Genomic DNA, 24,643 nt, shown 5'->3' with positions numbered 1-24,643 from the left:
GTCAGACCGGTCCGGCCGGTGCGCCACTCGCGTCCACCGGCGACGCGCTAGCGGTGAGCAGCAGGTCGGCCAGCGCGGTGACGAGCGGCCGGGGTGTGCGGCGGGTGGTGGCCAGGCCGATGCGGCGGGTGGGGCGGGGCGGTTCGAGGGGGACGACGGCCAGGTCGCGGGTGGGCGGCGGCAGGGAGACCTGGGGGACCAGACAGACGCCGAGACCCGCGGCGACGAGGGACTGGGCGAAGAAGTAGTCCGTGGTGCTGCCCGAGATCCGCAGCTCGAAACCGGCGACGGCCGCGTACCGCCGCAGGATCCCCTCGGTCTTCAGACAGCCGAGCACCCAGCGCTCGGCGGCGAGTTCCCCGAGGGCGAGAGCGGCCCGGCCGGCGAGGGGATGGCCGGTCGGGAGGACGACCCACAGCGGGTCGTCCAGCAGCGGCGTCCAGTCGAGGCCCGACCGGTCGTCGGGGCGTACGGGCGGCGTCCCGTCGTAGTGGTAGGCGAGGGCGATGTCGGCGGCGCCGCGGCGCACCATCGGCAGGCTGTGCTCGGGTTCGCGTTCCAGCACGGTCACCTCGACGCCGGGGTGCTCGGCGACGAACCGGGCCAGCGCGCCGGGCAGCAGGAGCCGGCCGCCGCTGGTGAAGGTGGCAATCGTCAGCCGGGGCCGCTCGGCGGTGAGGCGGTCGATCCGCCGGCGGGCGTGCTCCAGCTCGGCGGAGACCGTCTCCGCGGTCTCCACGAGGAGGCGGCCGGCCTCGGTGAGGGTGACGCCGCGCGTGCTGCGGACGGCGACGGGCCGGCCGAGGCCGCGTTCGAGGGCGGCGATGTGCTGGGAGACGGCCGACGGCGTCAGGCACAGGGCGGCGGCCGCCCGGTTGAAGCTGCCGTGCTCCGCCACCGCCCGCAGGATCGCGAGCCGCCGTACGTCGATCATCAGTTTTCCTCACCACGTGTTCAGCAGGTCGCCAGTTCTGCTGGGGACCGTACGGCGTCAGAGTCGGGACATGCGAAACGTGTGTGTCATCGGTGGCAGCCGGTACTTCGGCAGGCATCTGATCGAGCTGTTCCTGGAGGCCGGGATCGCCGTCACGGTCGTCAACCGGGGTTCCGTGCCGGCGCCGCCGGGTGCCACCCGCCTCGTGGCCGACCGCGACGACGAGGCGGCGCTGCGCGCGGCGCTGGGGCCGCGCACCTTCGACGCCGTCGTCGACCAGGTCTGCTACACCCCGGCCCAGGCCGCCGTGGCCTGCCGGGTCTTCGCGGACCGGACGCCGCGCTACGTGATGACCTCGACGATGGAGGTCTACGACCCGGCGACCGGTGCGCCGGCCGGCAAGGCGCCCGGCGTCCCGCCCGGTGTACCGTCCGGCGCCCCGTGCACCGAGGACCGCGTCGACCCGGCGGCGGTCCCGGTCGACCTCGCCCTGCCGTGGCGGGACCTGCGGGAGCCGGCCCGGCGCTGGGGCGAGGCGACCGCCTATGCGGAGGGCAAGCGGCAGGCCGAGGCGGTCTTCACCCGCGACGCGCCGTTCGCCTTCGCGACGGTCCGCAGCGCGCACGTGCTCGGCGGCGGGGCCCTGGACTTCACCGGACGGCTGGCCCACTACGTCGAACGGATCGCGGCGGGCCGGCCGGTCGGCGTCCACCGCGCCCCGCGGGCCACGTCGTTCGTCCACCACCGGGAGATCGCCGCGTTCCTCTTCTGGGCGGCGACGTCCGGCGTCACCGGCCCGCTCAACGCCTGCTCGCACGGTGAGCTCACGGTGACCGAGCTGTGCGGGCTCGTCGCCGGCGCGGTCGGCACCCGGCGGCCGCGGTACCGGATCGCCGGGCAGGGCGGCGGGACCGCCTCGCCGTTCTCCTTCGACCGCTACTACGCCCTCGACAACGGCCGCGCCTCGGCGGCCGGCTTCGGCTTCTCCCGGGTCACGGACTGGCTGCCCGGTGCCGTGGCCGAGGCCCTCACCAGCACGGAAGGTGTCTGACCCCATGTCCGAACCCATGCTCACGCGCCGCATCGGCGATCTGCACGTCGGAGCGGTCGGCCTCGGCGCCATGCCGCTGTCCATCGAGGGACGGCCCGACGAGGCGCGGGCGGTGGCCACGGTCCACGCGGCGCTCGACGCCGGCGTGACCCTGATCGACACCGCCGACTCCTACCACTGGCACGCCGGGGAGACCGGCCACAACGAGCGGCTCGTCGCCCGCGCCCTCGCCGCGTACGGCGGGGACCGGGACTCCGTCCTGGTCGCCACCAAGGGCGGCCGCGGCCGGCCCGGCGACGGCTCGTGGACGGTGGACGGCCGGCCCGGGCACCTCAAGCGCGCCTGCGAGGAGTCGCTGCGGCGGCTCGGCACGGAGACGATCGGCCTGTACCAGCTGCACAAGCCCGACCCGGGCGTGCCGTGGACCGACTCGGTGGGCGCGCTGCGCGACCTCCTCGACGAGGGAAAGATCCGGTCGGCGGGCATCTCCAACGTGACCGTCGAGCAGATCCACCAGGCCCGCCGGATCCTCGGCGACCGGCTTGTCTCGGTGCAGAACCAGTACTCCCCCGCCGTTCGCGGCAGCGAACCGCAACTGCGGCTGTGCGAGGAGCTGGGCCTGGCCTTCCTGCCGTGGAGCCCCCTCGGCGGTATCTCGCGGAGCGCGCTGGACGGGCCCTCGGGAACCACCTCCGCCGGTACGCCCTTCCACGCCGTCGCGGAGGAGCGCGGGGTGAGCCCGCAGCAGATCTGCCTCGCCTGGCTCCTGGCCCGCTCCCCCGCGCTCATCGCCATCCCGGGCGCCAGCCGGCCACGGACCATCCGCGACTCGGCAGCGGCCGGCCGCCTCCGGCTGACCGAGGAGGAGCTGGCCCGGCTCGGCGGCTGAGGGCGCCCCCTGCACCGGCTTTGCCGGTGCCCGGCAGGCAAGCCCCCGCCACATTGCCGGAGAACGCCCTGCGCACGGGCCGGCCACCGCGCGTACCGTCCGGCCGTGAACGACTCCGCTCCTCCCTGCCCCGGCTCCCAGCGTTATCCGGAGCTGGGGCAGCACATGCCGGTCCATCGCCGGACCGCGCTCCACCGCACGATCGGCGCGCTGCTGCTGCTCCTCGGATGCGGGCTGCTGGGCACGGCACTGTGGCTCCTCCCCGCCCTGACCGGCGCGGTCGTCGAGGCGCAGGAATTCCGGCGGGCCGTGCCGTGTCCGACGGGCGAGAAGGGCGTCGGCACCGATTGCGTCGAACGGATCCCCGCAGCGGTCGTCCGGGTGCACATGGCCCGGGGCAAGCACGACAGCAGCTATGCCGACCTGGCCGAGGGCACCGCGCGCCCCTACCGCGTGAACCTTTACGAAGACGCCGGCACCGCCGGGCACTGGCGACCGGGCGACCGCGCCACCGTCTCGGTGTGGCACGGCCGGATCGTCGCCGTGACCGTGGACGGCCGGCGGGTGCGGACCGGGGACGTGTGGAACGAGGACCGCCTGCTCGGCATGGCCGTGCTGGTGTGCCTCACCGTGGGCGGGACCTGCGCGCTCTACGGGTTCTTCCGGCTGCGCCCCGCCCCGGGCCCCGCCTGCGAGCCCGACCCCCGGGCCGACGCGCTGCACCCCGTCTGGATCACCGCCCTGTGCTGGACCGTGCCGGCGGCGATAGTGACCGACGCCCTCGACCTGCCCATCGAGGACACCGTCCCGTTCTGGACGGCCGGTCTGCTCTTCGCCGTCCGGGCCGCGGGCCGGGCCGTGTACCGGGCCCGCGCCGGCGCCCACCCGGACCGGGATCCGGCGTCCGTCAGCCCTCGCCTGGACCGGCTCTTCGGGGCCGAAGGACTGCTGCTGCCCGCGCGCCGCCAGGAGTTCCGCAAGGAGTCCGAGGCGCTGGCGCAGGGCCGGCGGATCGAGTTCCACGGCACGATCGCCGGCTACCGGTGGTTCGCACCGTCGCCCGTGGCCGTCCTCGCGCTGGAGAACGGCTCCCTGTACGCGTCGCCCGCCCGCTTTCTGGACGCCCGTGCCCGGCATGTTCCCCTGGAGGGGTATCGCCTGACCGGGATCCGCCTGCCTCATCTGACCCCCTCCGGCCGCGGGGGCAAGCGCGCCCACCCCCGCACCTGGCAGGCCGCCGAACTCGAAGGCCCGGGCGGTCGTCTGACGATCGTCACCGATCCGGTGCGTCTGCGCCTGCTGCTCGGGGTCCTGCGGCTGCTGGAGAGCCCCGCTACGGGCGCCCGGCCGGAGGCAGCGGCAGGGTCCAGTCGTTGACGAGGCGCCGGGCGCGCCCGGCGTCGTCGGCGAAGACGAGGACCTGGAGCCGCCAGCGCAGACCGCCCGGGCCGCGACGGGGGCGGCCCGGGCAGGGGGCGGTCGTGGAGCGGATGCCGCAGGTGTCGAGGAACCGGCGGATCTCCTCGGCGGCCGTCGGCGTGGCGACGCGGGCGACCGGGACGAGCAGCCCGTACGGATAGCTGGAGCGGGGCCGGCGGCGGAAGAGGCCGCCGTGCCATGGGAGTCGCACGTGCCGGCCCCTGTCTGCTCTCCGCCGTGCCGGCGGTTCAGTGATGGCCCTCGGTGACCTGCTTGTACTCCTCGACGGTCGGCTTGGGAATCTGTCCCGTACCGCCGAAGTAGGCCTCCGAGAGCCGGGCGCGGACCCGGTCCGTCCAGCCGACCTTGCGCGGGACCCCGCGCTCGTCGACGGCCACCGGGAGCGGCAGCGGCCGGTACTGGTCGTGCGCGGTGAGGAAGTAGCGGTCCGCCTGTGCCAGCGGCTCGTGGATCTCCACGTACTCGCCGTGGTGCTTGCGCATGATGATCCCCGACTCGCGCCCGTGCAGGGTCTTCTCGTGGTCGCGGCGCTGCAGGCCGAGGCACCACCGCTTGGTGATGACGAAGACGAGCACGGGCAGCACGAAGAAGCCGATCCGGACCGTCCAGGTGATCGCGTTGAGCGAGAGGTGGAAGTGCGTGGCCCAGAGGTCGTTGCCGCCACCCACGAGGAGGAGCGCGTACTCGGAGATCCAGGCCGCGCCGAAGGCCGTGCGGACGGGGTTGTTGCGGGGGCGCTCGGCGATGTGGTGCTCGCGCCGGTCGCCGGTGAGCCAGGCCTCGAAGAAGGGGTAGAGCCACAGCGCCAGCAGAATGGACGGGAAGATCAGCAGCGGGATCAGGACGCCCAGCACGAGCGTGTGCCCCAGGAAGTTGATCTCCCACCCCGGCATGACGCGGATCAGGCCCTCGGAGTAGCCCATGTACCAGTCGGGCTGGGCGTCGGTGGTCACCTGGTCGGGCCGGTACGGCCCGTACGACCAGATCGGGTTGACCTGGGCGATGGCCGCGAAGACGGAGAGGATCCCGGTGACGAGGAAGAAGAAGCCGCCCGCCTTGGCCATGTAGACCGGCATCAGGGGCATGCCGACGACGTTCCGGTTGTTCCTGCCGGGCCCGAACCCCTGGGTGTGCTTGTGGTAGAAGACCAGGATCAGATGCGCCACCAGCAGACCCGCCATGATGCCGGGGATCAGCAGCACATGGACGGTGAAGAGGCGCGGGATCCAGATCGAACCCGGGTACTGGCCGCCGAAGATGAAGAAGACCAGGTATGTGCCGACGATCGGCAGGCTGAGGATCGCGCCCTCCATGAAGCGGATGCCCGTGCCGGACAGCAGGTCGTCGGGGAGCGAATAGCCCATGAACCCGTCGAACATGCCGAGGATCAGCAGCCCGGCCCCGAAGAGCCAGTTGAGCTCGCGGGGCTTGCGGAAGGCGCCCGTGAAGAACACGCGCAGCATGTGGACGGTCATCGAGAGGATGAAGACGAGCGCCGCCCAGTGGTGCAGCTGGCGCAGCAGCAGCCCGCCGCGGACGTCGAAGCTGATGTCGAGCGTCGACCGGTACGCCTCGGACATGAGGATGCCGTCGAGCGGCGTGTACGAGCCGTCGTAGACGACCTCGTTCATGCTGGGCTTGAAGAAGAAGGTCAGGTAGACGCCCGTCACGATGATGACGATGAAGGAGTAGAGCGCGACCTCCCCCAGCATGAAGGACCAGTGGTCCGGGAAGATCTTCCGCAGGTTCGACTTGGCGAGTGTGAACAGACCGACGCGGCCGTCGGCCCAATCCGCGATCCGCTCGCCCTTGGACGCCCGGGCGGTGGGGCGCGTCCCGGCCGGAGTTTCGTTCGACATGGTGTCCCGGCTATTCGTACGTGTGGGGGGATCGGGCCGGCAGGCCGACGCGCCGCCGCGCGGGGCGCCGCCCCGCATGTCCTGATCTGGGTACTCCGACCCCATCTTCCACGGGTTCGCGCCGGAAGCAGGGATTTGCCGGGGAGTGTCGGAGGTGAAGGGCGGGCCGGGGGCCCGCACCGGACATCTATTCGTCCTGGTCGGGCTCTTCGTACGGGGCCTCTTCGGCGAGGCGCTCGCCGATGTCGTCGGCCCATTCCTGCGCCCAGCGGCGCAGGTCGGTGATCGCGGCCTCGTCGAGGCCGTAGGCGGCGAACTCGGAGTCGTCGAGCCATTCGGCGTTGCTCAGGCGTACCTGGAGGTCGGTGAGGTCGAACTCGTCCCAGGCATGACGCCGTCCGAACTCCTCCAGTTCCGTACGCGACCAGCGCTCGGACGCACCGTGCACGTCGATGAGGTCACGCGGCAGGCCGCGATTGGCGAGGGCGCGCATCTTCGTTCCGACCACGTCCTCCACCGCGAGGACGGGCCCGTACTCGCTCTGCAGGGGCGGGCGCCACATCGTCTCCTTGAGGATGTCGACCTCGCACTCCTCGCCGCTCACCGCATCGGTGACCAGCAAGCGAGCCGACAGCGCTTCGATTTCGATGTCGCTGACCAGCCAGCCGCGGGCCTGGAGGCCATCCCGCACGGACGAGACGATGGCGTCCATCCGGGCGGGTGCCTCGGTGGCGAGGTCGAGGTCGGAGCTGAGACGGTCCACCAGCCCGTGCGCCTGCACCGCGTAGCCGCCGGTCAGAACGAGTGGGTACGGCGATCCCACGTCCATCAGGTCCGTGAGCAGCCGGCGGTGCAGGTCGGGCAGCCTCACGCGGCCGGTCGCTTCTCAGCGGCAGTGAGCTCGGGGAAGGCGTTCTCCCACACGTCCCGGAGGTCACGCTCGACCAGGATGCGCAGCACGGGCCAGCACTCCATCAGGACGTCGCGGTTCAGGAACCGGAGCAGATCCTCGTGCTGGCCCTCCGCCAGCACGATGCGGTACATGCTCATGCGCAGCTTCGGGTGATCCAGGTCGTAACGGCGCAGCCCCGACCAGGCGACGTGGAGCGGCAGCTCCACAACGCCGTGGGCGGGGCCCGTCAGATCCGCGAGGCTGTCGGGGAGGCGCCGTGCGAACTTGGCCCGGCGCAGCTCCCGGATGGTCGGCTCAGGCGACATGCTCGCGATTATGGCGCACCGAGGACCCCTCAGCGCGTCGGCCAGCCCTGCAGGTGGCGGTGGACCGTGACGTCCGGGCGGGCCTTGCCCGCCGGGACGTGGAGGCCGGCCAGGACCGTGCGGACCTCCGCGGCGAGGCCGTCGACGCGCTGCTTGAGGTCGGTGGCGGACAGGCGTGAGGCGCTCAGGGTGTCGAGGCGGTGGTGGATGTCGGCCAGCTTGCGGGCGGACGCCGGGTCGATGGCGACGGGCGTGCGGGTCTGGACGACGAACTGGTACGCGCCCGCCAGGGTCTGGCAGCCGGTGCAGTGCTCGTTGACCGATTCGCCGCGGTTGACGGCGTTGAGCCGGACGTGCTCACCCGCCAGGGTGACGATCTGGAAGGACAGCGCGACCGACCGGCAGGCGTCGTCGGCGGTACAGCCGGCCGACGTGGCGGTGGCCTGGTTGCGCAGGCCGGCGGCCCGGACCGTGCCGAGCTGGTGGACGGCGAAGCTGTCGCGGTACGCGACGTGGTGGTGATGGTCGGCGGCGGTGCGGACGCCGTCGCGGTAGACGACCACGGAGGACGCCGCCTGGGCGGGTCCGGCGCTCGCGGCGGCGGCGATGCCCGCGGCGAGGAGGCCGAGGCGGAGGACGGTGCGGTGCATGGGTGGTTCTCCTGTCGGTGAGGTGTGGAACGGGGTGCCCTGCGGGACCCGGACGGGTCAGGGCGTGGCCGCCGCCGTCGGGGTCGGGGCCGGGGCCGGCGGGGTCGTGGCCGGGGGAGGCGGCGGCGGAGGAGTGCTCGCCGGGGGCGACGGCGGGGCCGGGGTGGGGGTCGTCGGGGCGGGCGAGGGAGGCGCGGTCGTGCCCGCGGGGACCGGCTTGGGGGGCGGCGGGAGGACCACCGGCGGCGGTGGCGCGGCCGGGCTGGGCTTGGCGGCCGGGGGTGCGGCCTGGGCCGCGGGGCTCGCCGCCGGGGTCGGCAGCGGGAGCGGGAGGACGACGCCGGAGGCGACCGGCGCCGGGGTGCGCCAGGGCAGCGGGGTGACGGCCGGGGCGGTGGCACCCGGCCGGGCGGGGGCGGCGCCGGGGTCGCGGTCCGCCTCCGGTTCGTGGCCCGGCAGCGTCGGGTGGACCGGCTCGGGCGGTGCCGTGGGGACGTGGGGCTGGAGGATCGGGGCGATGGGCGGGGCCGGCGGCAGCGGCTTGGGCGTGACGCCGCTCGACCAGGCGTAGCCGAGGGTGATCGCGACGCCGGCCACGGCCAGGCAGAGGCCGGTCCGCAGCCGGGGCCGGTCGGCCGTGGCGCGCAGGGCGTTGCGGCCGAGGCGCCCGGTGAGCCGGATGGACAGATAGGTCATGCCGGCGAGCGGGCAGATGAGCATGAGGCTGCCGAGCACACCCGCCAGCCCGCTGGCGAGCTGTCCGTCGGCGAAGGCCTCGTAGGTGCCGATGAGTTGCTGCGTCAGCGAGCGGATGCCGGTGGCGACGATGCGGGGCAGGTTCCACAGGGCGTAGGCGAGCTCGGCGGCCAGCAGCGGGACCATGGTCAGCACCCAGGTGGTGACAATGATCCGGGTGGAGCGCTTGAGGTCGGCGACGGCGGGCTCGGGCCGCCGGCGCCAGGGGAGCATGCCGAGCAGAATCGGCTTGATCTTGCCGTAGAGGTCGGGGACGCCGGCGAGGTCGCCGAGGATGAAGTAGCCGTCGAGCCGGACGGCCGGCATCAGCTGTTCCAGCACCTCGAAGTGGCCGAGGTAGACGGCGCTGAGCAGGAAGGGCTGGCCGGTGACGACGTACGCCCCGGTGAGCAGGAGCATGAAGACGACGTTGAAGTAGACGCCGCCGAGGTCGGTGCGCAGCCGTCCGGCGCGGCCGATCCGGTAGACGTCGGTGACGTCGGTGTACATGGACGGCCAGATGAGGAAGATGCCGCAGCCGATGCAGCCGGGATGGGCGCCGCCGTATCTGCAGGCGGAGGCGTGGCCGAACTCGTGGAAGACGAGGGAGGCGACCGTCAGGCCGAAGACGGCGAGCAGCAGCAGCGGCTGGTCGAGGACGCTGAGAACCGGTTCCATCGCGCCGTGGATCGCGAACAGCCAGACGTCCATGGCGACGGCGGCGAGCAGCACGAGGACGACCACGGGTGTCCGGTGCAGCCAGGCCAGCGAGCGGGCGATGACGGCGACGCGCCGCTCGTTGAACACGACGCGGTGGCCCTTGAGGCTGAGCAGCAGGTCGGAGCGCGGGCCGTCGACCTGGTCGTCCTCCTGCCCGTCGGGCACGGTGACGCCGAGCGGGTCGAGCTTGTGCTCGATGAGATAGACGATGTTCTCGGGGCTGACCTCGCGCCCGTAGTCGGCGCTGACGAGGCGGGCGACGGCCGCGGTGTCGCGGACGCCGTCGATGGCGGACGCGACCAGGTGGAGCAGCTGGGACAACTGCACCACCTGGCCGTCGCCGCGCCGCGCGATGTACTTGGGGGCGTGGAATCCCGAGCCCTGGTACTCGCCGTGCAGGCGCAGCCCGGCGCTGAGGCGTGGGACGAACGCCCGCGCCGGGGTCGCCGGCCCCTCCGGCGGATCCCCCGGTGATCCCCCCGGCGGCCCGGCGGGCTGCTTCAGCGGCCGTACGACGGGCAGTCGTACGGTCTCGGCGGCGTCCCCCGTGACGTAGGTGCGCGGGAGCGCGTACGGAAACCCGCCCGGCCCCGGTACGGGGGCGCCGGTGTCCCCTGTCCGGACGTCCGGCGCGCCGGTGCCGCTGTCGGCGGCCGCGGCGCCGGTGCGCAGGGTCGCGGTGTCGCCGACGCGATGGCGGCTGCGGCCGGGCTCGTGGTCTCCGACCACCGTCATCTGGTTCCTCCCCCTCGGCGAGACCGCGCCCCCCTCGGCGGGCCGCGCCCCTTCCCCCGGGTGCGGCCCGCGCAGCGCGGGTTGGCTACCGGATTCCGGGCCCGGCGGCGCCGGGCTCCGGACGCCGGGCTACTGCTTGATGGAGATGCTCTGCGTCGCCTCGGACTGGGCGACCGCGAACGGCGAGTGGTCGTTGAGCGCGGCCGACTCGTTGTGCGCGGAGACGTTCGCGATGTGCTTGGTGACGTTGGTGGTCCGCGTGAAGCTGAACTTCAGCTTGCCCAGGGCCTCACGGCCGGGCAGCAGTTCGGCGGACTCGGCCTCGAGCTCGTGCGCGTTCATGCTCATGGTGGTGCCTTTCTCAAGTGGACTGCGGGAGGGTGGCGTTACGTGCTACAGCTGGGACGTCACTGCTGAATGGAGATCGACTGCCCGGCCGCGGACTGGGCGAGGGCCTCCGGCGAGCAGGCGTTGATCGCCGCCGACTCGTTGTGGGCCGAGACGTTCGCGATGTGCTTGGTGACGTTGGTGGTCCGGGTGAAGCTGAACTTCAGCTTGCCCAGGGCCTCACGGCCGGGCAGCAGTTCGGCGGACTCGGCCTCGAGCTCGTGGATGTCGATCATGGTGGTTCCCCCTCCGGGACGGTGATGAGCACGGCACGGGCAGGACCCCCCGGCCCGTGTCCGATGTCGTCGGACGGCTTGTCCAACGAGATTGGACAGTAGTGGTGCGGCGCGCCGACGCGCAAGCGGTTCCGCTCGACACCGCCCGTAGAATCGGTTTCACCCGAGCGGGCCGAGCCAGCCGCCAGCCGAGAGCAGGAAGCGACCGTCCGTGGCCAACGCACTGCAGCAGATGATCCGAGAGCGACTGGACCGGCAGGGATGGTCGTACGGAGAGGCCGCCCGCCGGGGCGGCATCCCCCGGTCGACCGTGCACCACCTCGCCACCGCCGAACGACTGGCGCGCATGCCGCAGCCCGCCACGCTGGAGGGGCTCGCGCGCGGGCTCGATCTGCCCCTCGACGCGCTGCGCCGGGCCGCCGCCGAGGCCTGCGGCATCCACCTCTACGGCACACCCGGGGCCGACGCCGGGCAGCCGGGCGGCACCCCGCAGGACCCCGAGGTCGACCTGCTGATCGCCAGCGTCCAGCGGCTGTCCGCGGAGGACCGCCGGCACGTGACCGCCCTGGTGGAATCGCTGCTGGGCCGCGAGGCCCGGGGGGACTGAACCACCCCCGGACCGTCCCCGGACCGCCCCCGGACCGTCCCCGGACCGCCCCCGGCGCTCGGACGATGACGCCGTCCCCGGCCCGCCCGGTTCCCCGGACGACGGGATCGGGGGAATATCCCCGACCCGCCGGGCAGCGCCCGTCCGCACCGCTATCGTCTCGACCTGCCGGAGGCGAGTGAATGGCACGGGCCCTCAGGTGGACAGGGGGATCGTGTGCTCGTCGTCAGTGGTGGTTCGACGTCCAACGCCGTCGTGCGCGGCCGCACCGGGGAGTCCGTGGTGCTGCTCTCCGGCGAACTGCCCGGCGTGCTCACCGAGGAGAGCGTGAGCGAACTCCTCGACCTCGCGGCCGCCGTGCTCAGCGACGAGGAAATGGCCATGTTCCGGGACTGCCTGCGCGCCCTGCGCAACGGCGGCTGCCGCGACGGGCGGCGCATCGAGGTCGACGGCGCGGTGCTCACCGTCTACTACGAGGGCTGAGCAGGGCGCCGAAGGCTACCGGAGCCCGGCGATGGCTGGCAATTGCCTTTGGTATTCGGCCACATGACGAATTGAGAATTCATCACTTCACGTACCATCCATATTTCTCCGAGCATGACTGCCGGACGTGCCGGGTCATGGAGGTCGGAAGATGGAAGGCAAAACAGCGCTCGTCACCGGGGCGGCCGGTGGAATCGGGGAGGCGGTCGTCCGCGCCCTCGGCGAGCGAGAGGTCAAGGTGGCCGCCGTCGACAAGGACGGCGACCGGTTGCGCGAGACCGTGAGCAAGCTGACCGCCGACGGCCTGCACGTCGAGGCCTTCGTCGGCGACGTCACCTCGAGCGCCGACGTCGAGAAGGTCGTCGACGACGTCGAGCGACGGCTCGGCCCCCTCGACTTCCTGGTCAACGCGGCCGGCGTGCTCCGGCTGTCCGAGGCGCGCAAGCTGACGGACGCGGACTGGTCGTTCACCTTCGCCGTCAACACCAGCGGCGTCTTCTTCGTCTCCCGCGCGGTGGTCAACCGCATGGTCGAGCGGCGGCGCGGCGCGATCGTCACGGTGGCCTCCAACGCGGCCAGCACGGCGCGCGTCGAGATGGCGGCCTACGCGGCGTCCAAGGCGGCCGCGACGATGTTCACCAAGTGCCTCGGCCTCGAGGTCGCCAAGTACGGCATCCGCTGCAACCTGGTGGCGCCCGGCTCCACGGAGACCCCGATGCTCAGCGGCATGTGGAAGGACGCGGACGTCGCCCGCGCCGCCTCCATCCAGGGCGTCGCCAGCGCGTACCGGGTGGGCATCCCGCTCCAGCGCCTGGCCCACCCCGACCACGTGGCCCAGGCGGTCGTCTTCCTGCTGTCGGACCAGGCGTCCCACATCACGATGCACGACCTCACGGTCGACGGCGGCGCGGCGCTCGGGGCCTAGCGCCTGGCGGCCGGCCGCAGGGTGCCCCGGGGGTTCGCGGAAACGGCGGTGCCGGGCGGACTCCCTCGTGGGAGTCCGCCCGGCACCGCCGCAGCCGACTCGTTCCCCCGGCCCGGCCGGGGCTAGAGCAGAGCCGCCTTGCGGGCCAGCGACCGCGTCATGGATTCGACCGTCGCCGAGAAGTCCTCGTCCAGGGCGCGCAGGTAGGCGTCCTTGTCCATGACGCGCTCCGTCGTCTCCTCGGCCAGCGTCAGACTGAGGGTGAGGGTGAGCCGGCCCTCCGAGTCCACGCCGATCTCGTCGGCGATCATCGCGAAGTCGGTGGCGTCCGTGTGCCGGAAGACCACCCGGCCCGCCTCGGGCTCGTACGTCACACGCTGGACGAGCAGCCGCTCGCCGCGCTTGGCCTCGCGCAGGATGCCGTCCGGGTAGCGCTCCAGGACGCGGCACTCGGTGATGGCGGGCACGTAGGCCACGGGGTTCTCGGCCTTGTCCACCAGGACCCGCCACAACTGCTCACGGGTGACCTGAGGACTTCCCGGCTCGTTGTCCTCGTTGACACGGCGGGTCCAGGAAAGCGTCAGCATGTCGCTATCTCGCTCCGTCTCGATCGGGCGTTTCTCCGGCAGCCAAGCAATTCTGCGGCCGTACGCGGCGCCCTCCGAGCAGTCCGGCCGCACTCCGTCAGATGCCGCGTAATCGGTCGAAGGGCGTCCGTTTCACTACCTGACGTACTGACCGACTCGCCTGAGCCATACACCAGTTCGCGTCCGATGATGGCACCTGTTGGCTGTATGTGCGTCATCGGCAGGAGAGCCAGAATGTCCAAACGTTTCGAAGGCAAGGTCGTCCTGGTCACGGGCGGCGGCGAGGGCATCGGCCGGGCCGCGGCCTTCGCATTCGCGCGGGAGGGCGCCGATGTGGTCGTGGCCGGCCGTCACCGGGAGATGCTCCACGACACCGTCGAACAGATCACCGAGCTGGGCGGAAAAGCCAGTTGCGGCATCGAGGGCGATGTCACGCATCATGGAAAACAGGACGCGGAGCGCATCGTGCAGACCGTGGTGAACCGCCATGGAAAGCTCGACATCGCTTTCAACAACGTCACGGAACTCGGCCCGAACCAGCCGGTCGCGGAGATCTGCGAAAAGGTCTGGGGCGATACTCTCGCGGCCAATCTGACCGGCGTCTGGCTTTCCATGAAGCACGAGATCGCCCACATGGAGAAGAACGGCGGCGGCGTCATCGTGAACACCGCCAGCAACATCGGGAGCCAGGGCCTGCTGCCGGGAATGGGCGCGTACGCGGCGTCGAAGGCAGCCGTGAGCACGCTCACCCAGACCGCCGCGCGCGAGTACATCGAAAAGGGTGTCCGCATCAACGCCATCAGCCCCTGCCCGCTGGGGCGGGGTGCCAAGGTCGAGGAGATCGCCGAGACCGTGTTGTGGCTCGCCTCGGACGAAGCCTCGTACGTGGTCGGCCACGACCTCGTCCTCGACCGCAAGGCAGCTCTCTGAGCGCACGGCCCGGGGAGAGTCGTTCCACGAACCGAGAGAGGACAGCGAGAGACGACATGGCCAAGATACTCATCGCCGGCGGCGGCATCGGCGGCCTCGCGGCGGCGATCTCGATCGCACGCCACGGCCATCTGGTGACCGTCCTGGAGCGCAGCGACGTCTTCGGCGAGGTCGGCGCGGGCATCCAGCTCGGCCCGAACGCCTTTCACGCCCTCGACCGGCTCGGGGTGGGCGGGGCGGCACTGGAGAAGGCCGTCCTGATCGACGAGTTGCGGTTCATGGACGGCACGACGGGCGAACGCGTCGCCGCCATGCCGCTCACCGGCCCGTACCGGGAGCGCTTCGGCAACCCCTACGCGGTGGTGCACCGCGGCGACCTCTTCCAGACGCTGCTGGACACCTGCCGGGAGCACCCCGGCGTCACCCTGCTCGGCGACAACGCCGTCGCCTCCTACGAGCAGGACGCCGACGGCGTCACCGTCACGACCGAGACCGGGCGCGTCTTCACCGCGGACGCGCTGATCGGCGCCGACGGCATCCGCTCGGCGGTCCGCGCCCAGCTGGTCGGGGACGGCGAGCCGCGCGTGTCCGGGCACACCATCTACCGGTCGGTGATCCCGATGGAGCGGGTGCCGGAGGAGCTGCGCTGGAACTGCGTGGCGCTCTGGGCGGGCCCCAAGTGGCACTTCGTGCACTACCCCATCGCCAGCGGGAAGTACCTCAACCTCGCGGCCACCCGGGACGACGCCGCCAGCGAGGCGGTGGCCGGCCTGCCGGTGCCCACCGACCGCGTGCTCGCGGAGTTCCCCGAGCTGGGGGACGCGGCGCGGCAGCTGCTGGACCTCGGGGAGGACTGGCGGGCGTGGGTGCTGTGCGACCGCGACCCGGTGGAGCGCTGGACCGACGGCCGGGTGACGCTGCTCGGGGACGCGGCGCACCCGATGCTGCAGTACGCCGCGCAGGGCGCCTGCATGGCGCTGGAGGACGCGGTGCTGCTCGGGGATCTCCTCGCCGGTGCGGAGGCGGCGGGCGAGACGATCGGCCAGCGGCTGGAGAAGTACAACGCCGAGCGGCGCGAGCGCACCGCCCGGACCCAGCTGGTCGCCCGTGAGATGGGCCGCCAGCTGTACCACCCGGCGGGCGAGGAGGCCGTGGCGCGCAACGAGATGCTGTCCTCCTTCTCGGTGGAGGACCTGTACGACAAGGTGGACTGGCTGCACGCCGGCGTGCGCTGACCGGCCCCGCACCTCGCGACAACGGCCGCCCCCGGCAAGCTTTCCGGGGGCGGCCGCCGTCGTGCGCCGCGTCGTCGGACCGGTCAGTGGCGGCGGTGCCGCCCGCGCCCGTGGAGAAGCCCCTCGTGGTTGCCGGAGCCGTTGCCCGACAGGATCGGGATGTCGTCCAGGATGTGCGACAGCGGGTCGTCGCCGTCGTTGATGACGGAGTTCTCGTTGCACTGCATCTGCTGGTTCGAGGACAGCAGCAGGATGTCCTGGATGGAGAGGATGCCCAGGTCGCCGACGGCGATGCAGGGCTTGTTGAAGGAGCCCTGGATCAGGCCGATCTGGGGGCTCATGTATCCGCCCGTGTAGGTGTTGCCGTACACCTGCGCCGCGCCGTTGGCGTTGGCGACGTCCTGTCCGCCGTGGTCGTACGCCGCAGCCGAACCCGCCGCGCCGCCGACCGCGGACATCGCCACCGCGGCCATGGCCACTACCTTTTTGATCACGATGTTTCCTTCACTCCGGTGGTCGACTGCTTGCGTGAACGAACGCCTTGTCTAACCAGGAGCGAGGACCGCAGGTTATCGGCGTTCATCCCATTGGCCCACGGGGGAAAAGAGGGAATCCCCCGGCGACGGGACCCGTACGCCCGTCGCAGGGGGATTCGCCAGCCGTTCCGCTGCCGGTCAGCCGTTGGCGGAGCCGTTGCCCGAGAGGATCGGGATGTCGTCGATGAGGTGCGACAGCGGGTCGTCACCATCGCTGATGACGGAGTTGTCGTTGCACTGCATCTCCTGGTTGGAGGACAGGATCGGGATGTCCTGGATCGCGAGGATCCCGACGTCCTGGATGCCGATGCAGAGCTTGTTCAGCGAGCCCTGGATCAGGCTCATCTGCGGGCTTTCCTTGCCGCCGGTGACGGTGTTGCCGTAACCGGTCGCCGCGCCGTTCGCGTTGGCGGTGTCCTGGTCGCCGTCGCCGATGGCCATCGCGGGGCCCGCGAACGTGCCGACCGCGGAAGCCGCCACCGCGGCCATGGCCACTACCTTTTTGATCACGATGTTTCCTTTACTCCGGGTCGTCGACTGCTTGCTGACCGAATGCCTTGTCCAACGCGGCGCGGTCGCGCAGGTTATCGGCATTCATCCCATTGGCCCAGGCGTGGCCGGCGTACCGGAAAGCGCGTAAGTCAAAAGGCCCCGCGCGGGTGGGGAGAAATGACAAATCCCCCTGCGACGGGTCCCGCACACCCGTCGCAGGGGGATTCGCGCCGTACTCGGTCCGCCGGTCAGTGGCCGTTGGCGGAACCGTTGCCCGAGATGATCGGGATGTCGTCCAGGATGTGCGACAGCGGGTCGTCACCGTCGCTGATCGTGGAGTTGTCGTTGCACTGCATCTCCTGGTTGGAGGACAGGATCGGGATGTCCTGGATAGCGAGGATCGCGATGTCCTGGAGGGCGATGCAGGGCTTGTTCAGCGTGCCCTGGATCAGGCTCATCTGAGGGCTTTCCTTGCCACCGGTGCGCGTGTTGCCGTAACCGGTCTTCGCGCCATTCGCGTTGGCGGTGTCCTGGTCATCGCCGATGGCCATGGCGGGGCCGGCGAGTGTACCGACTGAGGTGACCGCGAGTGCGGTCGTGGCGAGAAGCTTCTTGAGCACGTCTATGCCTTTCGATCGTGTAGCGCCCCCACTGAAAGCGATCTGACTAACTCCGGCCTATTTGGGAGGTTCCGGGATGTCACTCATTCGCACCATCGGGGCGCCGGACGATCTCCAGCGGTTCAGCGCGTGCGCCGCCGGTAGGAAAAGATGCTCGTCAATGTCACATAGCGGTACTGCCCCCCGCGTTCGCTGCACAGCTCACCGCGCTCGATGAGGTGCGCGACGGTCCACGGAGAGAGTCCCAGCAGCGACGCCGCGGTGCGGATCGGCACGCTGTACCCCTCGAAGACGGCGGGGACGGGCGGATCGCCCACCGGGCGCCGTTCTTCCGCCCCGACGGTCTGGACAGTCTCGTAGCCGCCGACCACGCGGCGGTCCGCCACGTAGTAGTCGTGTGCGGCAGTCAGGTGTCGTCCCATGTCGACGCGCACCATCCCCTCGGTTCCCGAACCTCGTACTGGCCGCCCGGCTAGTGAGCGTAACGGGAAGACTAGGCACCCAACTAACCGGGCGTCAAGTACGCTAATCTGCTTGCTTGCTGACCGGTAAGACCGGTTCTCGGAGGTGCCCGACCGAAGGGAGCAGTCGATGCGGAGTGCTGAGCGGCACGGCCGGGGTGATACCCGGCAGCGCATTCAGGAGACGGCACTGGAGTGCTTCCTGGTGCGCGGGTACGAGCGGACGACCCTGCGGGAGATCGCGGTACGGCTCGGCGTGACCAAGGCGGCGCTCTACTACCACTTCAAGACCAAGGAAGACATCCTGGTCAGCCTGTTCCTGGACGTCGGGCGCCGGATGGACGAGCTCATCGAGTGGGGCCGCCGGCAGCCGCGCGGGCTGGAGGTCAGGCGCGAGCTGCTGGCACAGTGCAGCGTGATCTTCAGCAGCGCGGCGCCGCTCTTCACCGTCCTGCACGCCAACGAGGCGGCGCTGAGCGAGCTCAGCGTCGGTCGCGCGTTCAAAAACCGCGTGTCCGCCCTGTCGGGTCTCTTCAGGGAACCGGACGCACCCGTCGCCGCCCAGGTGCGCTGCATCACCGCGCTGCTCAGCCTGCACTTCGGCACGTTCGCGCTGAGCCACGTCGAGGGCGATCCGGAGGAGAAGCGGCTGGCCCTGCTCGACGGTGCCACCGAACTGCTGACCTCGGCCCACGAGGCCCGGGGCCTGGCCTAGGACATGTCCGGGCGGGCACCTGGTCGTACTCCCCGACTGTCCGGAAGAGTGACAAGGTGACGCCGGCCCGTCGCGCGTCCGGATGACAGGCCCCGTCCCCTGCGTCGGCGGACGGCGGAGGCCCCGGCTCCGGCCCACCGCCGCTGCGCCAGAATCATGGCCTCCCCATGACGTGGGCCGAAGCCGGCGGGCACGCATGCGCTAGTCGGGCGTCAAGTAAGCTCAGTTGACGGGGTGCAGCCGATCCCGACGGACAACGCAGGAGAGAGCCATGGGCAGCATCCCCCGGGCGCGCAGGAGCGACACCCGAGAACGCATTCAGCAGACGGCGCTCCAGCTCTTCCTCTCACGCGGCTACGCCAACACCTCGCTCCGCGAGATCGCCGAGGAGCTCGGCGTCACCAAGGCCGCGCTCTACTACCACTTCAAGACCAAGGAAGACATCCTCGCCGAGCTCTCGCAGCAGCTGGGCGAGCCGGTCGACGCGCTGATCGCCTGGGCCTCCGGGCAGCCGCCCACGCCGGAGACCAAGCGGGAGCTGCTCCGCCGCTACAGCGCGGCCGTGCGGGACGCCGCGCCGATCTACCGCATCCTCCAGGAGAACCAGGCGACCCTGCGCGACCTCGACATCGGCGAGCAGCTGCGGCAGCGGGTCAGAGCCGTCTCCCGGCTCATGTCCACCGGCGACGGCCCGCTGGACGTCCAGGTCCACTACGCCAGCGCCCTGCTGACCGTGCACTTCGGCACCTTCGGGCTGGACGAGGTGGCGGGCGAGGCCGAGGAGAAGCGGGCCGCCCTGCTCAAGGTCGCCATGGAGATCCTGGACGCGGCCGACCGCACCCCGGCGGGCTGACGCCGGGAGGTCGCACCGTCAGCGGAAGAGCCCGGCGTGGTCGCGTGCCCAGGTGCCGTACGAGCGCGCGGGACGCCCCAGCAGACGCTCCACGGCCGGCTCGACGTGCCCCTTCGCGCCCCGCAGCTGGCGCTCGCCGCTCTCCCGCAGCGCGGCGGCCACCTGCGGCCCGTAGCGGCGCTCGGTGGCGGCGTACACCTGGTCGCCGGTGAGCTCCTGGAAGGCCAGCTCCCGGCCCAGCGCTGCGCCCAGCGCGGCGGTCTGCTGCCGCGCGGTCAGCGCCTCGGGGCCGGTCAGCGCGTACGCCTGCCCGGCGTGCCCGTCGCCGGTGAGCACGAGGGCCGCGACGGCCGCGACGTCACGGGGGTCCACACAGGCGTTGGGCGCGTCGGCGGGCCAGGCGCGGACGAGGCCGGCCGACCGGACGCCGTCGGCCCAGGAGAGGGTGTTGCTCATGAAGGAGCGGGGCCGCAGCATCGTCCAGTCGAGGCCGCAGGCGCGCACCCGCTCCTCGGCCGCACGCTGCCAGCGGGTGAGGAAGTCCTCGGCGCCGTCGTCCGTGACCGCGAGGGCGGAGAGCTTGACCAGGTGGCGCACGCCGGCCGCGCGGGCGGCGTCCACGATGTTGGCGTCGTACTCGGGCAACCGCGGGTCCCGGGTGATGACCAGGACCTTCTCGATGCCGGCCAGCGCGGCCCGCAGGCCGGCCGGGTCGGCGAAGTCACCGGTGACGGGTTCGCCGAGCGGGCCGAGGTCCGGCAGCCGGGCCGGGTCCCTGCCGAGCAGCCGTACGGCGTGCCCGGCCCCGGCCAGCAGCCGGGCGGTGGCACGGCCGATGGTGCCGCTCGCGCCGGTGATCAGGATGCGGGGGGCGGTGGCGTGGGTCATGGGTGGCATCCTGCCGGTCGCGCTAGGCCTTGACGATGTCGGCGTCCGCCGGCTCCCCGGCCTCGTCGGTCTCCGCGGCGTCCCTGGTCTGTGCCGTCCCGGAAGCTTCGGCCGCTTCGGCCGCCCGGCGCTCGGCCTCGGCGATGAGGCGGGCGCCGCGGTCGGGGGCCGTGTCGAGCTGGAGGAGGATCGCCGGGCTCGCCAGCCCGGGCAGGATGTGCCGGAAGAGGATGGAGATCTGCTCCGACAGATCGGCGAGGCCGGTGGTGACCTCGGAGATGACCTGCACACCCGTCCAGGCCCCGACGACGAACCGCGCGGTGATGTACGGGTCGACGTGCGGCAGGACCTCACCCCGGGCCTTCGCCTCGGCCAGCATGCCGGAGGAGACCTCGGTCCACTCGGCCCAGGGGCCCGTGCTGGCGAGGTGCTGCGTCATCGGGTCGAGGGCCAGCCGGGCACCGGCCCGCAGCAGCGGGTCCTTCGGCAGGCGGTGGGCGAGCAGCATGCCCGTGTCGACCCACTCCTGGAGCTTGGTGGACTGCGGGGCGACCCCGTCGACCGAGACCTGCTCCTCCAGGACTCCGCGCGCCAGCGCCTCCTTGGAGTCGAAGTGGAAGTACAGGGCTCCCTTGGTCACTCCGGCCCGCGCCAGGACCTCGGAGATGGTGCAGGCCTCGTAACCGCGCTCGGCGAAGAGCGACGCCGCCGCCTCCAGCGCTGCCCGGCGAGTCCTGATTCCACGCGCCTGCTGCGCCATTGCCGCCCCTCCGACCAAAACAAACCGAACGCGTCGTACTTTACCCCCACAACTATCAGCCGCTGTGCGGCCGAATCATTCCAGCCGCACCATGGCGAAAACGTTACGGGTAAAGCGGGGCGGCAGACATGCCATTCCCGGCGGGAAGCGGACGTCCTCAATGCTTCAGACGCACCGGAAGTTCCTGATGTCCGTAGGAAATAAAGGACGGCAAGGGCCGCAGTTCGTCCACCGGGACGGCGAGCGAGAGCCCGGGGAAGCGCTCGAAGAGCGCCGGCAGGGCGAGCGAGGCCTCCAGCCGCGCGAGCGGCGCGCCCGGGCAGTGGTGGGCGCCGTGCCCGAAGGCGATGTGGTCGCGCCGGGTGGCGCGGGTGATGTCGAACGCGGTCGCGTCCTCCCCGTGCTGGACCCGGTCATGACCGGCCCCCAGCACGGAGATGAGGATCGCGTCACCGGCCGCGATCAGCACGTCCCCCGCCTCGATGTCCTCGACGGCGAAGCGCAGCGGGATGTTGGCCACCGGGCCGCGGGCCCGCAGCGTCTCCTCGATCACGTCGTCCCAGGTGGCCCGGCCGTCGCGGACGAGTTCCCGCTGTTCCGGGTGGGTGAGCAGCGCCAGGACGGCCTGGTCGAGGAGGTTGACGGTCGTCTCGTGCCCGGCGCCGATGATGAGCAGCAGGGTGTCGACAAGCTCCTTCTCGCTCAGCCCGGTGCCGTCGCCCTCGTCGCGCGCGGCGATCAGGTCGCTCGTCATGTCGGCGCCCGGGTTGGCCCGCTTGCCGGCGACGAGCTCGGAGAGCAGGCGGTAGAGCTCGAATTGATTGGCCTGCGCCTCTTCCGCCGTCGTGGTCGTCGTGAAGAGCACGTCGACGACACGGTGCAGATCGTCGCGGAGCCTCTCCTCGATTCCCAGCATTTCGCAGATGACACGAATGGGCAGCGGATAGGAGAATCGCTGCTTCAAGTCGACGGTCTCCCCCGGCGGCAGCGCGGCGAGATCGTCCAGTAGCTCGTTGACGATGCTTTCGATGCGAGGTTTGAGCGAGGCCGTGCGGCGGGCGGTGAACGCCTTGACGACCAGTCTGCGCAGACGGTGGTGCTCGTCCCCGTAGGCCGTGAGCATGTTCTGCACGGAGACCCACATCGCCAGCGGCCACGTGTGGTCGACCTCGCCACTGATCCAGGCCGGCCAGTGCCGGTAGGCGTCCTTCGAGACGCGGGGGTCGAGCATGAGGCGTCTGGCCAGTTCGTAGCCGGTGACCGACCAGGCCCGGACACCGCCGGGGAGCTCGACGAGAGTGGCCGGCCCGCGGGCGCTCAAGAGGGCCGTCTCGCCCCTGAGGTCGCGGCCGGTGGGATCGAGGACGAAGGGACAGGACGAGCGCTGCATCTGGGGACTCCGCTGATGTCGCTGCACCGGGACCGTGTATACGTTCTGTGATCCTCGGCTCGCAGCCTTGAAGATAACCGGCCAGTCCGTATCTTAGATCAGGCTACGTATTGCCAACATGCTTGACTTATCGTCAATTATCTTCCATGGAGAGTTCTATGGATCCGTCGACCGCCGCCGAGGGTCGGCGCGTGACGCGCCGCACAGCCAGCCCGCGCCGGATGACCAGTACGGTCCCCAAGGAACTCGTCCACCGGGCATCGGTGGCGGAGGTCTTCCTGACCGGATCGACCGCCCTGGGTGACCACCGTTTCCGCCTCGACGCCCAATGGCCCCGTGCCCACACGTTCTTCACCACGGACGGCGGCAGACGACACGATCCGCTGCTGGCGGCGGAAACCATCCGACAGGTCGGTTTGTACCTCGCCCATACGGAATTGAATGTTCCGCTCGGACATCAATTCCTCTTGCAAGAAATGCACTTCCATGTCCATGAGGAACAACTCGTCATCGGCATGACGCCGAGCGATCTGACCATAGACGCCCGCTGTATCGTCAGTGACAGCAGAGACCGCCGATTCGCCTTCCGCATGGAAATGACCATTTTCCGTGACGGCGCGCCGGTCGCCACCGGCGGCGGTCAATTCGTCTGCATACCCGCCGCGCTCTACGGCCGGATACGCGGCAAGCACGCCGACTTCACCGAGCGACTGGCCGTTCCCCGCCCGGCGCCCGCCCGCCCCGCCGACGTCGGGCGCGCCGGTTCGCTCGATGTGGTGATCTCCCCCACCGACCGGCCGGACCGCTGGCTGCTGTCCCCCGATCTGCTGCACCCCATCCTCTTCGAGCACCCCGCCGACCACGTGCCCGGCATGGTCCTGGTCGAGGCGGCCCGCCAGGCCGCGTACGCCGTGCTCCGCCCCCGGGCGGCGGGCACCGCGACCGTCACCGCCACCTTCAGCCGGTACGCCGAGCTCGACACGCCCTGCTTCATCGACGTGACCGTGCCCGAGCACGAGCCCCTCGCCCCGCTCACCGCCGAGGTGACCGGCACGCAGCTCGGCGAGCCGGTCTTCGTCTGCACGCTGGCCCATGTCACCGACGACTGCCGGGCGTTCGCCGTGGCGTGAGCGCGGAGTGACGGCCTCGCCGCTCCCGCCGTCGGCGCCCCGTCCCCCACTCCCGCACCGGTAGTGCGTCCTCGGCCCCGGCCGCCACCGGGCCGAGTAGGCTACGCCCGCCGACCTGCGCGAGCCGAGGGAGCGCCTGCGGGATGAGCCTCAGCCTGACCGGAACCCCGTTCTTCGCGCTGCTCCTCGCGGCGACCGCGCTGACCGTCCTCGCCACGCTGCTGCTGTGGCCCCGCGTGCCCGGCCCCGGACCGGTGCGCTGGCTGGCCCGCGTGCTGCTCATCGGGCTCTGCCAGGCCGCCGCCATCTGCGTCGTCGCCTGCTGGATCAACACCAGTTACGGCCTCTATGCCTCCTGGGGCGACCTCCTCGGCCGCACCGGCGACGCCGGCCCCGTCGCGATGCCCGGACCGCCGCCCCAGCGCGCCCGGTTCACCCGGGGCGACAACGGCATGCGCGAGACGTACTTCCACGGGCCGCGCTCCAAGCTCTCCGGCCAGGTCATGGTGTGGACCCCGCCTCAGTACGACGACCCGCGCTACCGCCGCACGCCGTTCCCCGTCGTGATGCTGCTGCACGGCGTGCCGGGTTCGCCGCAGTCGTGGCTGGAGCAGGGCAGGATGCCGGGCGTCTTCGAACGGCTGGTCCGCAGCGGCGCGGCGCGTCCCGCGATCCTGGCGGTCCCGATCATCAACCCGGGTGGGGTCGACACCGACTGCTCCGACCTGCGCGGCCGCAAGGTCGCCACCTGGCTGGCCTCGGACGTGCCGGAGCTCATCCGCAGCCACTTCCGGACCGGGCGTGAGCCGGGGTCGTGGGGTGCGCTCGGCATCTCCACCGGCGGGCTGTGCGCGGCGAAGCTGCCGCTGCAGTACCCGCGCGTCTTCGGGGCGGGTGCCGCCCTCGACCCCGATCCGCTCAACGGCGACGGCGGCGCGATCACCGACCCGCGCCTGCGGCGCGAGAACAGCCCGACGTGGCTGGTCCGCCACAGCCGGGCCGAGGTCGGGCTCTTCCTCGCCACGTCCCGGCAGGACCGGGACAGCCCGCCGCGCTACATCGAGGAGTTCCAGCGGGACGCGGCGGGCTCGCGGGTCCGGTTGCGGACGATGTTGCTCGCGTCCGGCGGGCACAACTACAACACGTGGATGCGGCTGTACCCGGCGGCGTTCGACTG

The 24,643-nt window shown here is 71.5% G+C and carries 29 protein-coding genes; 12 read left to right on the top strand and 17 right to left on the bottom strand.

Features of this window, described 5'->3' with window-relative positions:
* Position 1: 1 nt before the first annotated feature.
* Positions 2–934: a LysR substrate-binding domain-containing protein gene (locus tag AB0K09_RS09280; RefSeq protein WP_366064682.1), complete on the bottom strand. Its 933-nt coding sequence runs from the start codon at positions 932–934 to the stop codon at positions 2–4.
* A gap of 70 nt (positions 935–1,004) precedes the next feature.
* On the opposite strand from AB0K09_RS09280, the gene AB0K09_RS09275 reads away from it, so the two are divergent.
* From AB0K09_RS09275 to AB0K09_RS09265, 3 genes are all read left to right on the top strand, one after another.
* Complete coding sequence (locus tag AB0K09_RS09275; RefSeq protein ID WP_366064681.1) at positions 1,005–1,985, top strand: NAD-dependent epimerase/dehydratase family protein; 981 nt, start codon at positions 1,005–1,007, stop codon at positions 1,983–1,985.
* A gap of 16 nt (positions 1,986–2,001) precedes the next feature.
* A complete protein-coding gene (locus AB0K09_RS09270; protein ID WP_366064683.1) occupies positions 2,002–2,874 on the top strand; it encodes an aldo/keto reductase in 873 nt (290 codons plus the stop codon).
* A gap of 105 nt (positions 2,875–2,979) precedes the next feature.
* Positions 2,980–4,251 (top strand): hypothetical protein, encoded by a 1,272-nt coding sequence (locus tag AB0K09_RS09265; protein WP_366064680.1) that lies wholly within the window; start codon positions 2,980–2,982, stop codon positions 4,249–4,251.
* Here the strand turns inward: AB0K09_RS09265 and AB0K09_RS09260 are convergent.
* The 8 genes from AB0K09_RS09260 to AB0K09_RS09225 form a co-directional block, all read right to left on the bottom strand.
* Positions 4,208–4,504, bottom strand: coding sequence for a hypothetical protein (locus AB0K09_RS09260; protein ID WP_366064679.1), 297 nt, complete (start codon positions 4,502–4,504; stop codon positions 4,208–4,210). The two genes, AB0K09_RS09265 and AB0K09_RS09260, sit on opposite strands and share 44 nt — an antisense overlap.
* Positions 4,505–4,541: 37 nt before the next feature.
* A complete protein-coding gene (locus AB0K09_RS09255; protein ID WP_366064678.1) occupies positions 4,542–6,173 on the bottom strand; it encodes a ubiquinol-cytochrome c reductase cytochrome b subunit in 1,632 nt (543 codons plus the stop codon).
* Positions 6,174–6,360: 187 nt separating this feature from the next.
* On the bottom strand, positions 6,361–7,044 hold the full coding sequence (locus AB0K09_RS09250) for a nucleotidyl transferase AbiEii/AbiGii toxin family protein (RefSeq protein ID WP_366064677.1): 684 nt from the start codon (positions 7,042–7,044) through the stop codon (positions 6,361–6,363).
* Positions 7,041–7,391, bottom strand: coding sequence for a hypothetical protein (locus AB0K09_RS09245; protein ID WP_366064676.1), 351 nt, complete (start codon positions 7,389–7,391; stop codon positions 7,041–7,043). Before AB0K09_RS09245 ends, AB0K09_RS09250 begins: the two co-directional genes overlap by 4 nt.
* Before the next feature lie 29 nt (positions 7,392–7,420).
* A complete protein-coding gene (locus AB0K09_RS09240; RefSeq protein ID WP_366064675.1) occupies positions 7,421–8,041 on the bottom strand; it encodes a hypothetical protein in 621 nt (206 codons plus the stop codon).
* A 57-nt stretch (positions 8,042–8,098) separates the two neighbouring features.
* Positions 8,099–10,231, bottom strand: a complete 2,133-nt coding sequence (locus tag AB0K09_RS09235; protein ID WP_366064674.1) for a hypothetical protein — start codon at positions 10,229–10,231, stop codon at positions 8,099–8,101.
* A 129-nt stretch (positions 10,232–10,360) separates the two neighbouring features.
* Entirely contained in the window at positions 10,361–10,579 is a 219-nt protein-coding gene (locus AB0K09_RS09230; protein WP_366064673.1) for a hypothetical protein, read from the bottom strand.
* 59 nt (positions 10,580–10,638) lie between these two features.
* Positions 10,639–10,854 carry a hypothetical protein gene (locus AB0K09_RS09225; RefSeq protein ID WP_366064672.1) on the bottom strand — a complete coding sequence of 72 codons (216 nt, stop codon included), beginning with the start codon at positions 10,852–10,854 and terminating at the stop codon, positions 10,639–10,641.
* 211 nt (positions 10,855–11,065) lie between these two features.
* Here AB0K09_RS09225 and AB0K09_RS09220 point away from each other — a divergent pair, with 211 nt between their 5' ends.
* The 3 genes from AB0K09_RS09220 to AB0K09_RS09210 all read left to right on the top strand — a co-directional run bounded on the left by AB0K09_RS09220 (position 11,066) and on the right by AB0K09_RS09210 (position 12,869).
* Positions 11,066–11,461 carry a helix-turn-helix transcriptional regulator gene (locus AB0K09_RS09220; protein ID WP_366064671.1) on the top strand — a complete coding sequence of 132 codons (396 nt, stop codon included), beginning with the start codon at positions 11,066–11,068 and terminating at the stop codon, positions 11,459–11,461.
* A gap of 216 nt (positions 11,462–11,677) precedes the next feature.
* Positions 11,678–11,944, top strand: a complete 267-nt coding sequence (locus AB0K09_RS09215) for a hypothetical protein (RefSeq protein ID WP_366064670.1) — start codon at positions 11,678–11,680, stop codon at positions 11,942–11,944.
* A gap of 151 nt (positions 11,945–12,095) precedes the next feature.
* Positions 12,096–12,869, top strand: a complete 774-nt coding sequence (locus AB0K09_RS09210; protein ID WP_366064669.1) for a 2,3-dihydro-2,3-dihydroxybenzoate dehydrogenase — start codon at positions 12,096–12,098, stop codon at positions 12,867–12,869.
* A 122-nt stretch (positions 12,870–12,991) separates the two neighbouring features.
* On the opposite strand, the gene AB0K09_RS09205 is transcribed toward AB0K09_RS09210, so the two are convergent.
* A complete protein-coding gene (locus AB0K09_RS09205; RefSeq protein WP_366064668.1) occupies positions 12,992–13,456 on the bottom strand; it encodes an AtaL-like protein in 465 nt (154 codons plus the stop codon).
* 234 nt (positions 13,457–13,690) lie between these two features.
* On the opposite strand from AB0K09_RS09205, the gene AB0K09_RS09200 reads away from it, so the two are divergent.
* Positions 13,691–14,386 carry an SDR family NAD(P)-dependent oxidoreductase gene (locus AB0K09_RS09200; protein ID WP_366064667.1) on the top strand — a complete coding sequence of 232 codons (696 nt, stop codon included), beginning with the start codon at positions 13,691–13,693 and terminating at the stop codon, positions 14,384–14,386.
* 56 nt (positions 14,387–14,442) lie between these two features.
* Entirely contained in the window at positions 14,443–15,621 is a 1,179-nt protein-coding gene (locus AB0K09_RS09195; RefSeq protein ID WP_366064666.1) for a 3-hydroxybenzoate 6-monooxygenase, read from the top strand.
* An 83-nt stretch (positions 15,622–15,704) separates the two neighbouring features.
* Here AB0K09_RS09195 and AB0K09_RS09190 read toward each other — a convergent pair whose 3' ends face one another.
* The 4 genes from AB0K09_RS09190 to AB0K09_RS09175 all read right to left on the bottom strand — a co-directional run bounded on the left by AB0K09_RS09190 (position 15,705) and on the right by AB0K09_RS09175 (position 17,706).
* Positions 15,705–16,115, bottom strand: coding sequence for a rodlin (locus AB0K09_RS09190; protein ID WP_366064665.1), 411 nt, complete (start codon positions 16,113–16,115; stop codon positions 15,705–15,707).
* A gap of 180 nt (positions 16,116–16,295) precedes the next feature.
* A complete protein-coding gene (locus AB0K09_RS09185; protein WP_366064664.1) occupies positions 16,296–16,667 on the bottom strand; it encodes a rodlin in 372 nt (123 codons plus the stop codon).
* Between the two features lie 230 nt (positions 16,668–16,897).
* On the bottom strand, positions 16,898–17,269 hold the full coding sequence (locus tag AB0K09_RS09180; RefSeq protein WP_366064663.1) for a rodlin: 372 nt from the start codon (positions 17,267–17,269) through the stop codon (positions 16,898–16,900).
* Positions 17,270–17,391: 122 nt separating this feature from the next.
* On the bottom strand, positions 17,392–17,706 hold the full coding sequence (locus tag AB0K09_RS09175) for a hypothetical protein (protein WP_366064662.1): 315 nt from the start codon (positions 17,704–17,706) through the stop codon (positions 17,392–17,394).
* A gap of 154 nt (positions 17,707–17,860) precedes the next feature.
* Here AB0K09_RS09175 and AB0K09_RS09170 point away from each other — a divergent pair, with 154 nt between their 5' ends.
* Together AB0K09_RS09170 and AB0K09_RS09165 are read left to right on the top strand one after the other, a co-directional pair.
* Entirely contained in the window at positions 17,861–18,445 is a 585-nt protein-coding gene (locus tag AB0K09_RS09170; RefSeq protein ID WP_366064661.1) for a TetR/AcrR family transcriptional regulator, read from the top strand.
* 271 nt (positions 18,446–18,716) lie between these two features.
* A complete protein-coding gene (locus tag AB0K09_RS09165) occupies positions 18,717–19,298 on the top strand; it encodes a TetR/AcrR family transcriptional regulator (RefSeq protein ID WP_366064660.1) in 582 nt (193 codons plus the stop codon).
* Positions 19,299–19,316: 18 nt separating this feature from the next.
* On the opposite strand, the gene AB0K09_RS09160 is transcribed toward AB0K09_RS09165, so the two are convergent.
* From AB0K09_RS09160 to AB0K09_RS09150, 3 genes are all read right to left on the bottom strand, one after another.
* Complete coding sequence (locus tag AB0K09_RS09160) at positions 19,317–20,186, bottom strand: NAD(P)H-binding protein (RefSeq protein WP_366064659.1); 870 nt, start codon at positions 20,184–20,186, stop codon at positions 19,317–19,319.
* Between the two features lie 22 nt (positions 20,187–20,208).
* Complete coding sequence (locus AB0K09_RS09155) at positions 20,209–20,946, bottom strand: ScbR family autoregulator-binding transcription factor (RefSeq protein WP_366064658.1); 738 nt, start codon at positions 20,944–20,946, stop codon at positions 20,209–20,211.
* A gap of 157 nt (positions 20,947–21,103) precedes the next feature.
* Positions 21,104–22,336, bottom strand: a complete 1,233-nt coding sequence (locus AB0K09_RS09150) for a cytochrome P450 (protein ID WP_366064657.1) — start codon at positions 22,334–22,336, stop codon at positions 21,104–21,106.
* 146 nt (positions 22,337–22,482) lie between these two features.
* Here AB0K09_RS09150 and AB0K09_RS09145 point away from each other — a divergent pair, with 146 nt between their 5' ends.
* Both AB0K09_RS09145 and AB0K09_RS09140 read left to right on the top strand, forming a co-directional pair.
* Positions 22,483–23,466: a ScbA/BarX family gamma-butyrolactone biosynthesis protein gene (locus tag AB0K09_RS09145; RefSeq protein WP_366064656.1), complete on the top strand. Its 984-nt coding sequence runs from the start codon at positions 22,483–22,485 to the stop codon at positions 23,464–23,466.
* Positions 23,467–23,609: 143 nt separating this feature from the next.
* The coding region (locus AB0K09_RS09140) for an alpha/beta hydrolase-fold protein (RefSeq protein WP_366064655.1) at positions 23,610–24,643 on the top strand (1,034 nt) is incomplete at its 3' end.

The sequence above is a fragment of the Streptomyces sp. NPDC049577 genome, from assembly GCF_040675635.1.
Taxonomy (GTDB): Bacteria; Actinomycetota; Actinomycetes; order Streptomycetales; family Streptomycetaceae; genus Streptomyces.
The sequence above is the reverse complement of the archived record's forward strand: the minus strand, read 5'-3'. Positions and strand labels throughout refer to the sequence as shown.

Coding starts and splice junctions, on each gene's coding strand:
- AB0K09_RS09200 (WP_366064667.1), top strand. CDS start 13,691: ATGTCCAAACGTTTCGAAGGCAAGGTCGTCCTGGTCACGGGCGGCGGC.
- AB0K09_RS09155 (WP_366064658.1), bottom strand. CDS start 20,946: ATGGCGCAGCAGGCGCGTGGAATCAGGACTCGCCGGGCAGCGCTGGAG.
- AB0K09_RS09245 (WP_366064676.1), bottom strand. CDS start 7,391: ATGTCGCCTGAGCCGACCATCCGGGAGCTGCGCCGGGCCAAGTTCGCA.
- AB0K09_RS09210 (WP_366064669.1), top strand. CDS start 12,096: ATGGAAGGCAAAACAGCGCTCGTCACCGGGGCGGCCGGTGGAATCGGG.
- AB0K09_RS09145 (WP_366064656.1), top strand. CDS start 22,483: ATGGAGAGTTCTATGGATCCGTCGACCGCCGCCGAGGGTCGGCGCGTG.
- AB0K09_RS09195 (WP_366064666.1), top strand. CDS start 14,443: ATGGCCAAGATACTCATCGCCGGCGGCGGCATCGGCGGCCTCGCGGCG.
- AB0K09_RS09255 (WP_366064678.1), bottom strand. CDS start 6,173: ATGTCGAACGAAACTCCGGCCGGGACGCGCCCCACCGCCCGGGCGTCC.
- AB0K09_RS09270 (WP_366064683.1), top strand. CDS start 2,002: ATGCTCACGCGCCGCATCGGCGATCTGCACGTCGGAGCGGTCGGCCTC.
- AB0K09_RS09175 (WP_366064662.1), bottom strand. CDS start 17,706: ATGGTGCGCGTCGACATGGGACGACACCTGACTGCCGCACACGACTAC.
- AB0K09_RS09150 (WP_366064657.1), bottom strand. CDS start 22,336: ATGCAGCGCTCGTCCTGTCCCTTCGTCCTCGATCCCACCGGCCGCGAC.
- AB0K09_RS09205 (WP_366064668.1), bottom strand. CDS start 13,456: ATGCTGACGCTTTCCTGGACCCGCCGTGTCAACGAGGACAACGAGCCG.
- AB0K09_RS09170 (WP_366064661.1), top strand. CDS start 17,861: ATGCGGAGTGCTGAGCGGCACGGCCGGGGTGATACCCGGCAGCGCATT.
- AB0K09_RS09235 (WP_366064674.1), bottom strand. CDS start 10,231: ATGACGGTGGTCGGAGACCACGAGCCCGGCCGCAGCCGCCATCGCGTC.
- AB0K09_RS09240 (WP_366064675.1), bottom strand. CDS start 8,041: ATGCACCGCACCGTCCTCCGCCTCGGCCTCCTCGCCGCGGGCATCGCC.
- AB0K09_RS09280 (WP_366064682.1), bottom strand. CDS start 934: ATGATCGACGTACGGCGGCTCGCGATCCTGCGGGCGGTGGCGGAGCAC.
- AB0K09_RS09225 (WP_366064672.1), bottom strand. CDS start 10,854: ATGATCGACATCCACGAGCTCGAGGCCGAGTCCGCCGAACTGCTGCCC.
- AB0K09_RS09160 (WP_366064659.1), bottom strand. CDS start 20,186: ATGACCCACGCCACCGCCCCCCGCATCCTGATCACCGGCGCGAGCGGC.
- AB0K09_RS09275 (WP_366064681.1), top strand. CDS start 1,005: ATGCGAAACGTGTGTGTCATCGGTGGCAGCCGGTACTTCGGCAGGCAT.
- AB0K09_RS09165 (WP_366064660.1), top strand. CDS start 18,717: ATGGGCAGCATCCCCCGGGCGCGCAGGAGCGACACCCGAGAACGCATT.
- AB0K09_RS09230 (WP_366064673.1), bottom strand. CDS start 10,579: ATGAGCATGAACGCGCACGAGCTCGAGGCCGAGTCCGCCGAACTGCTG.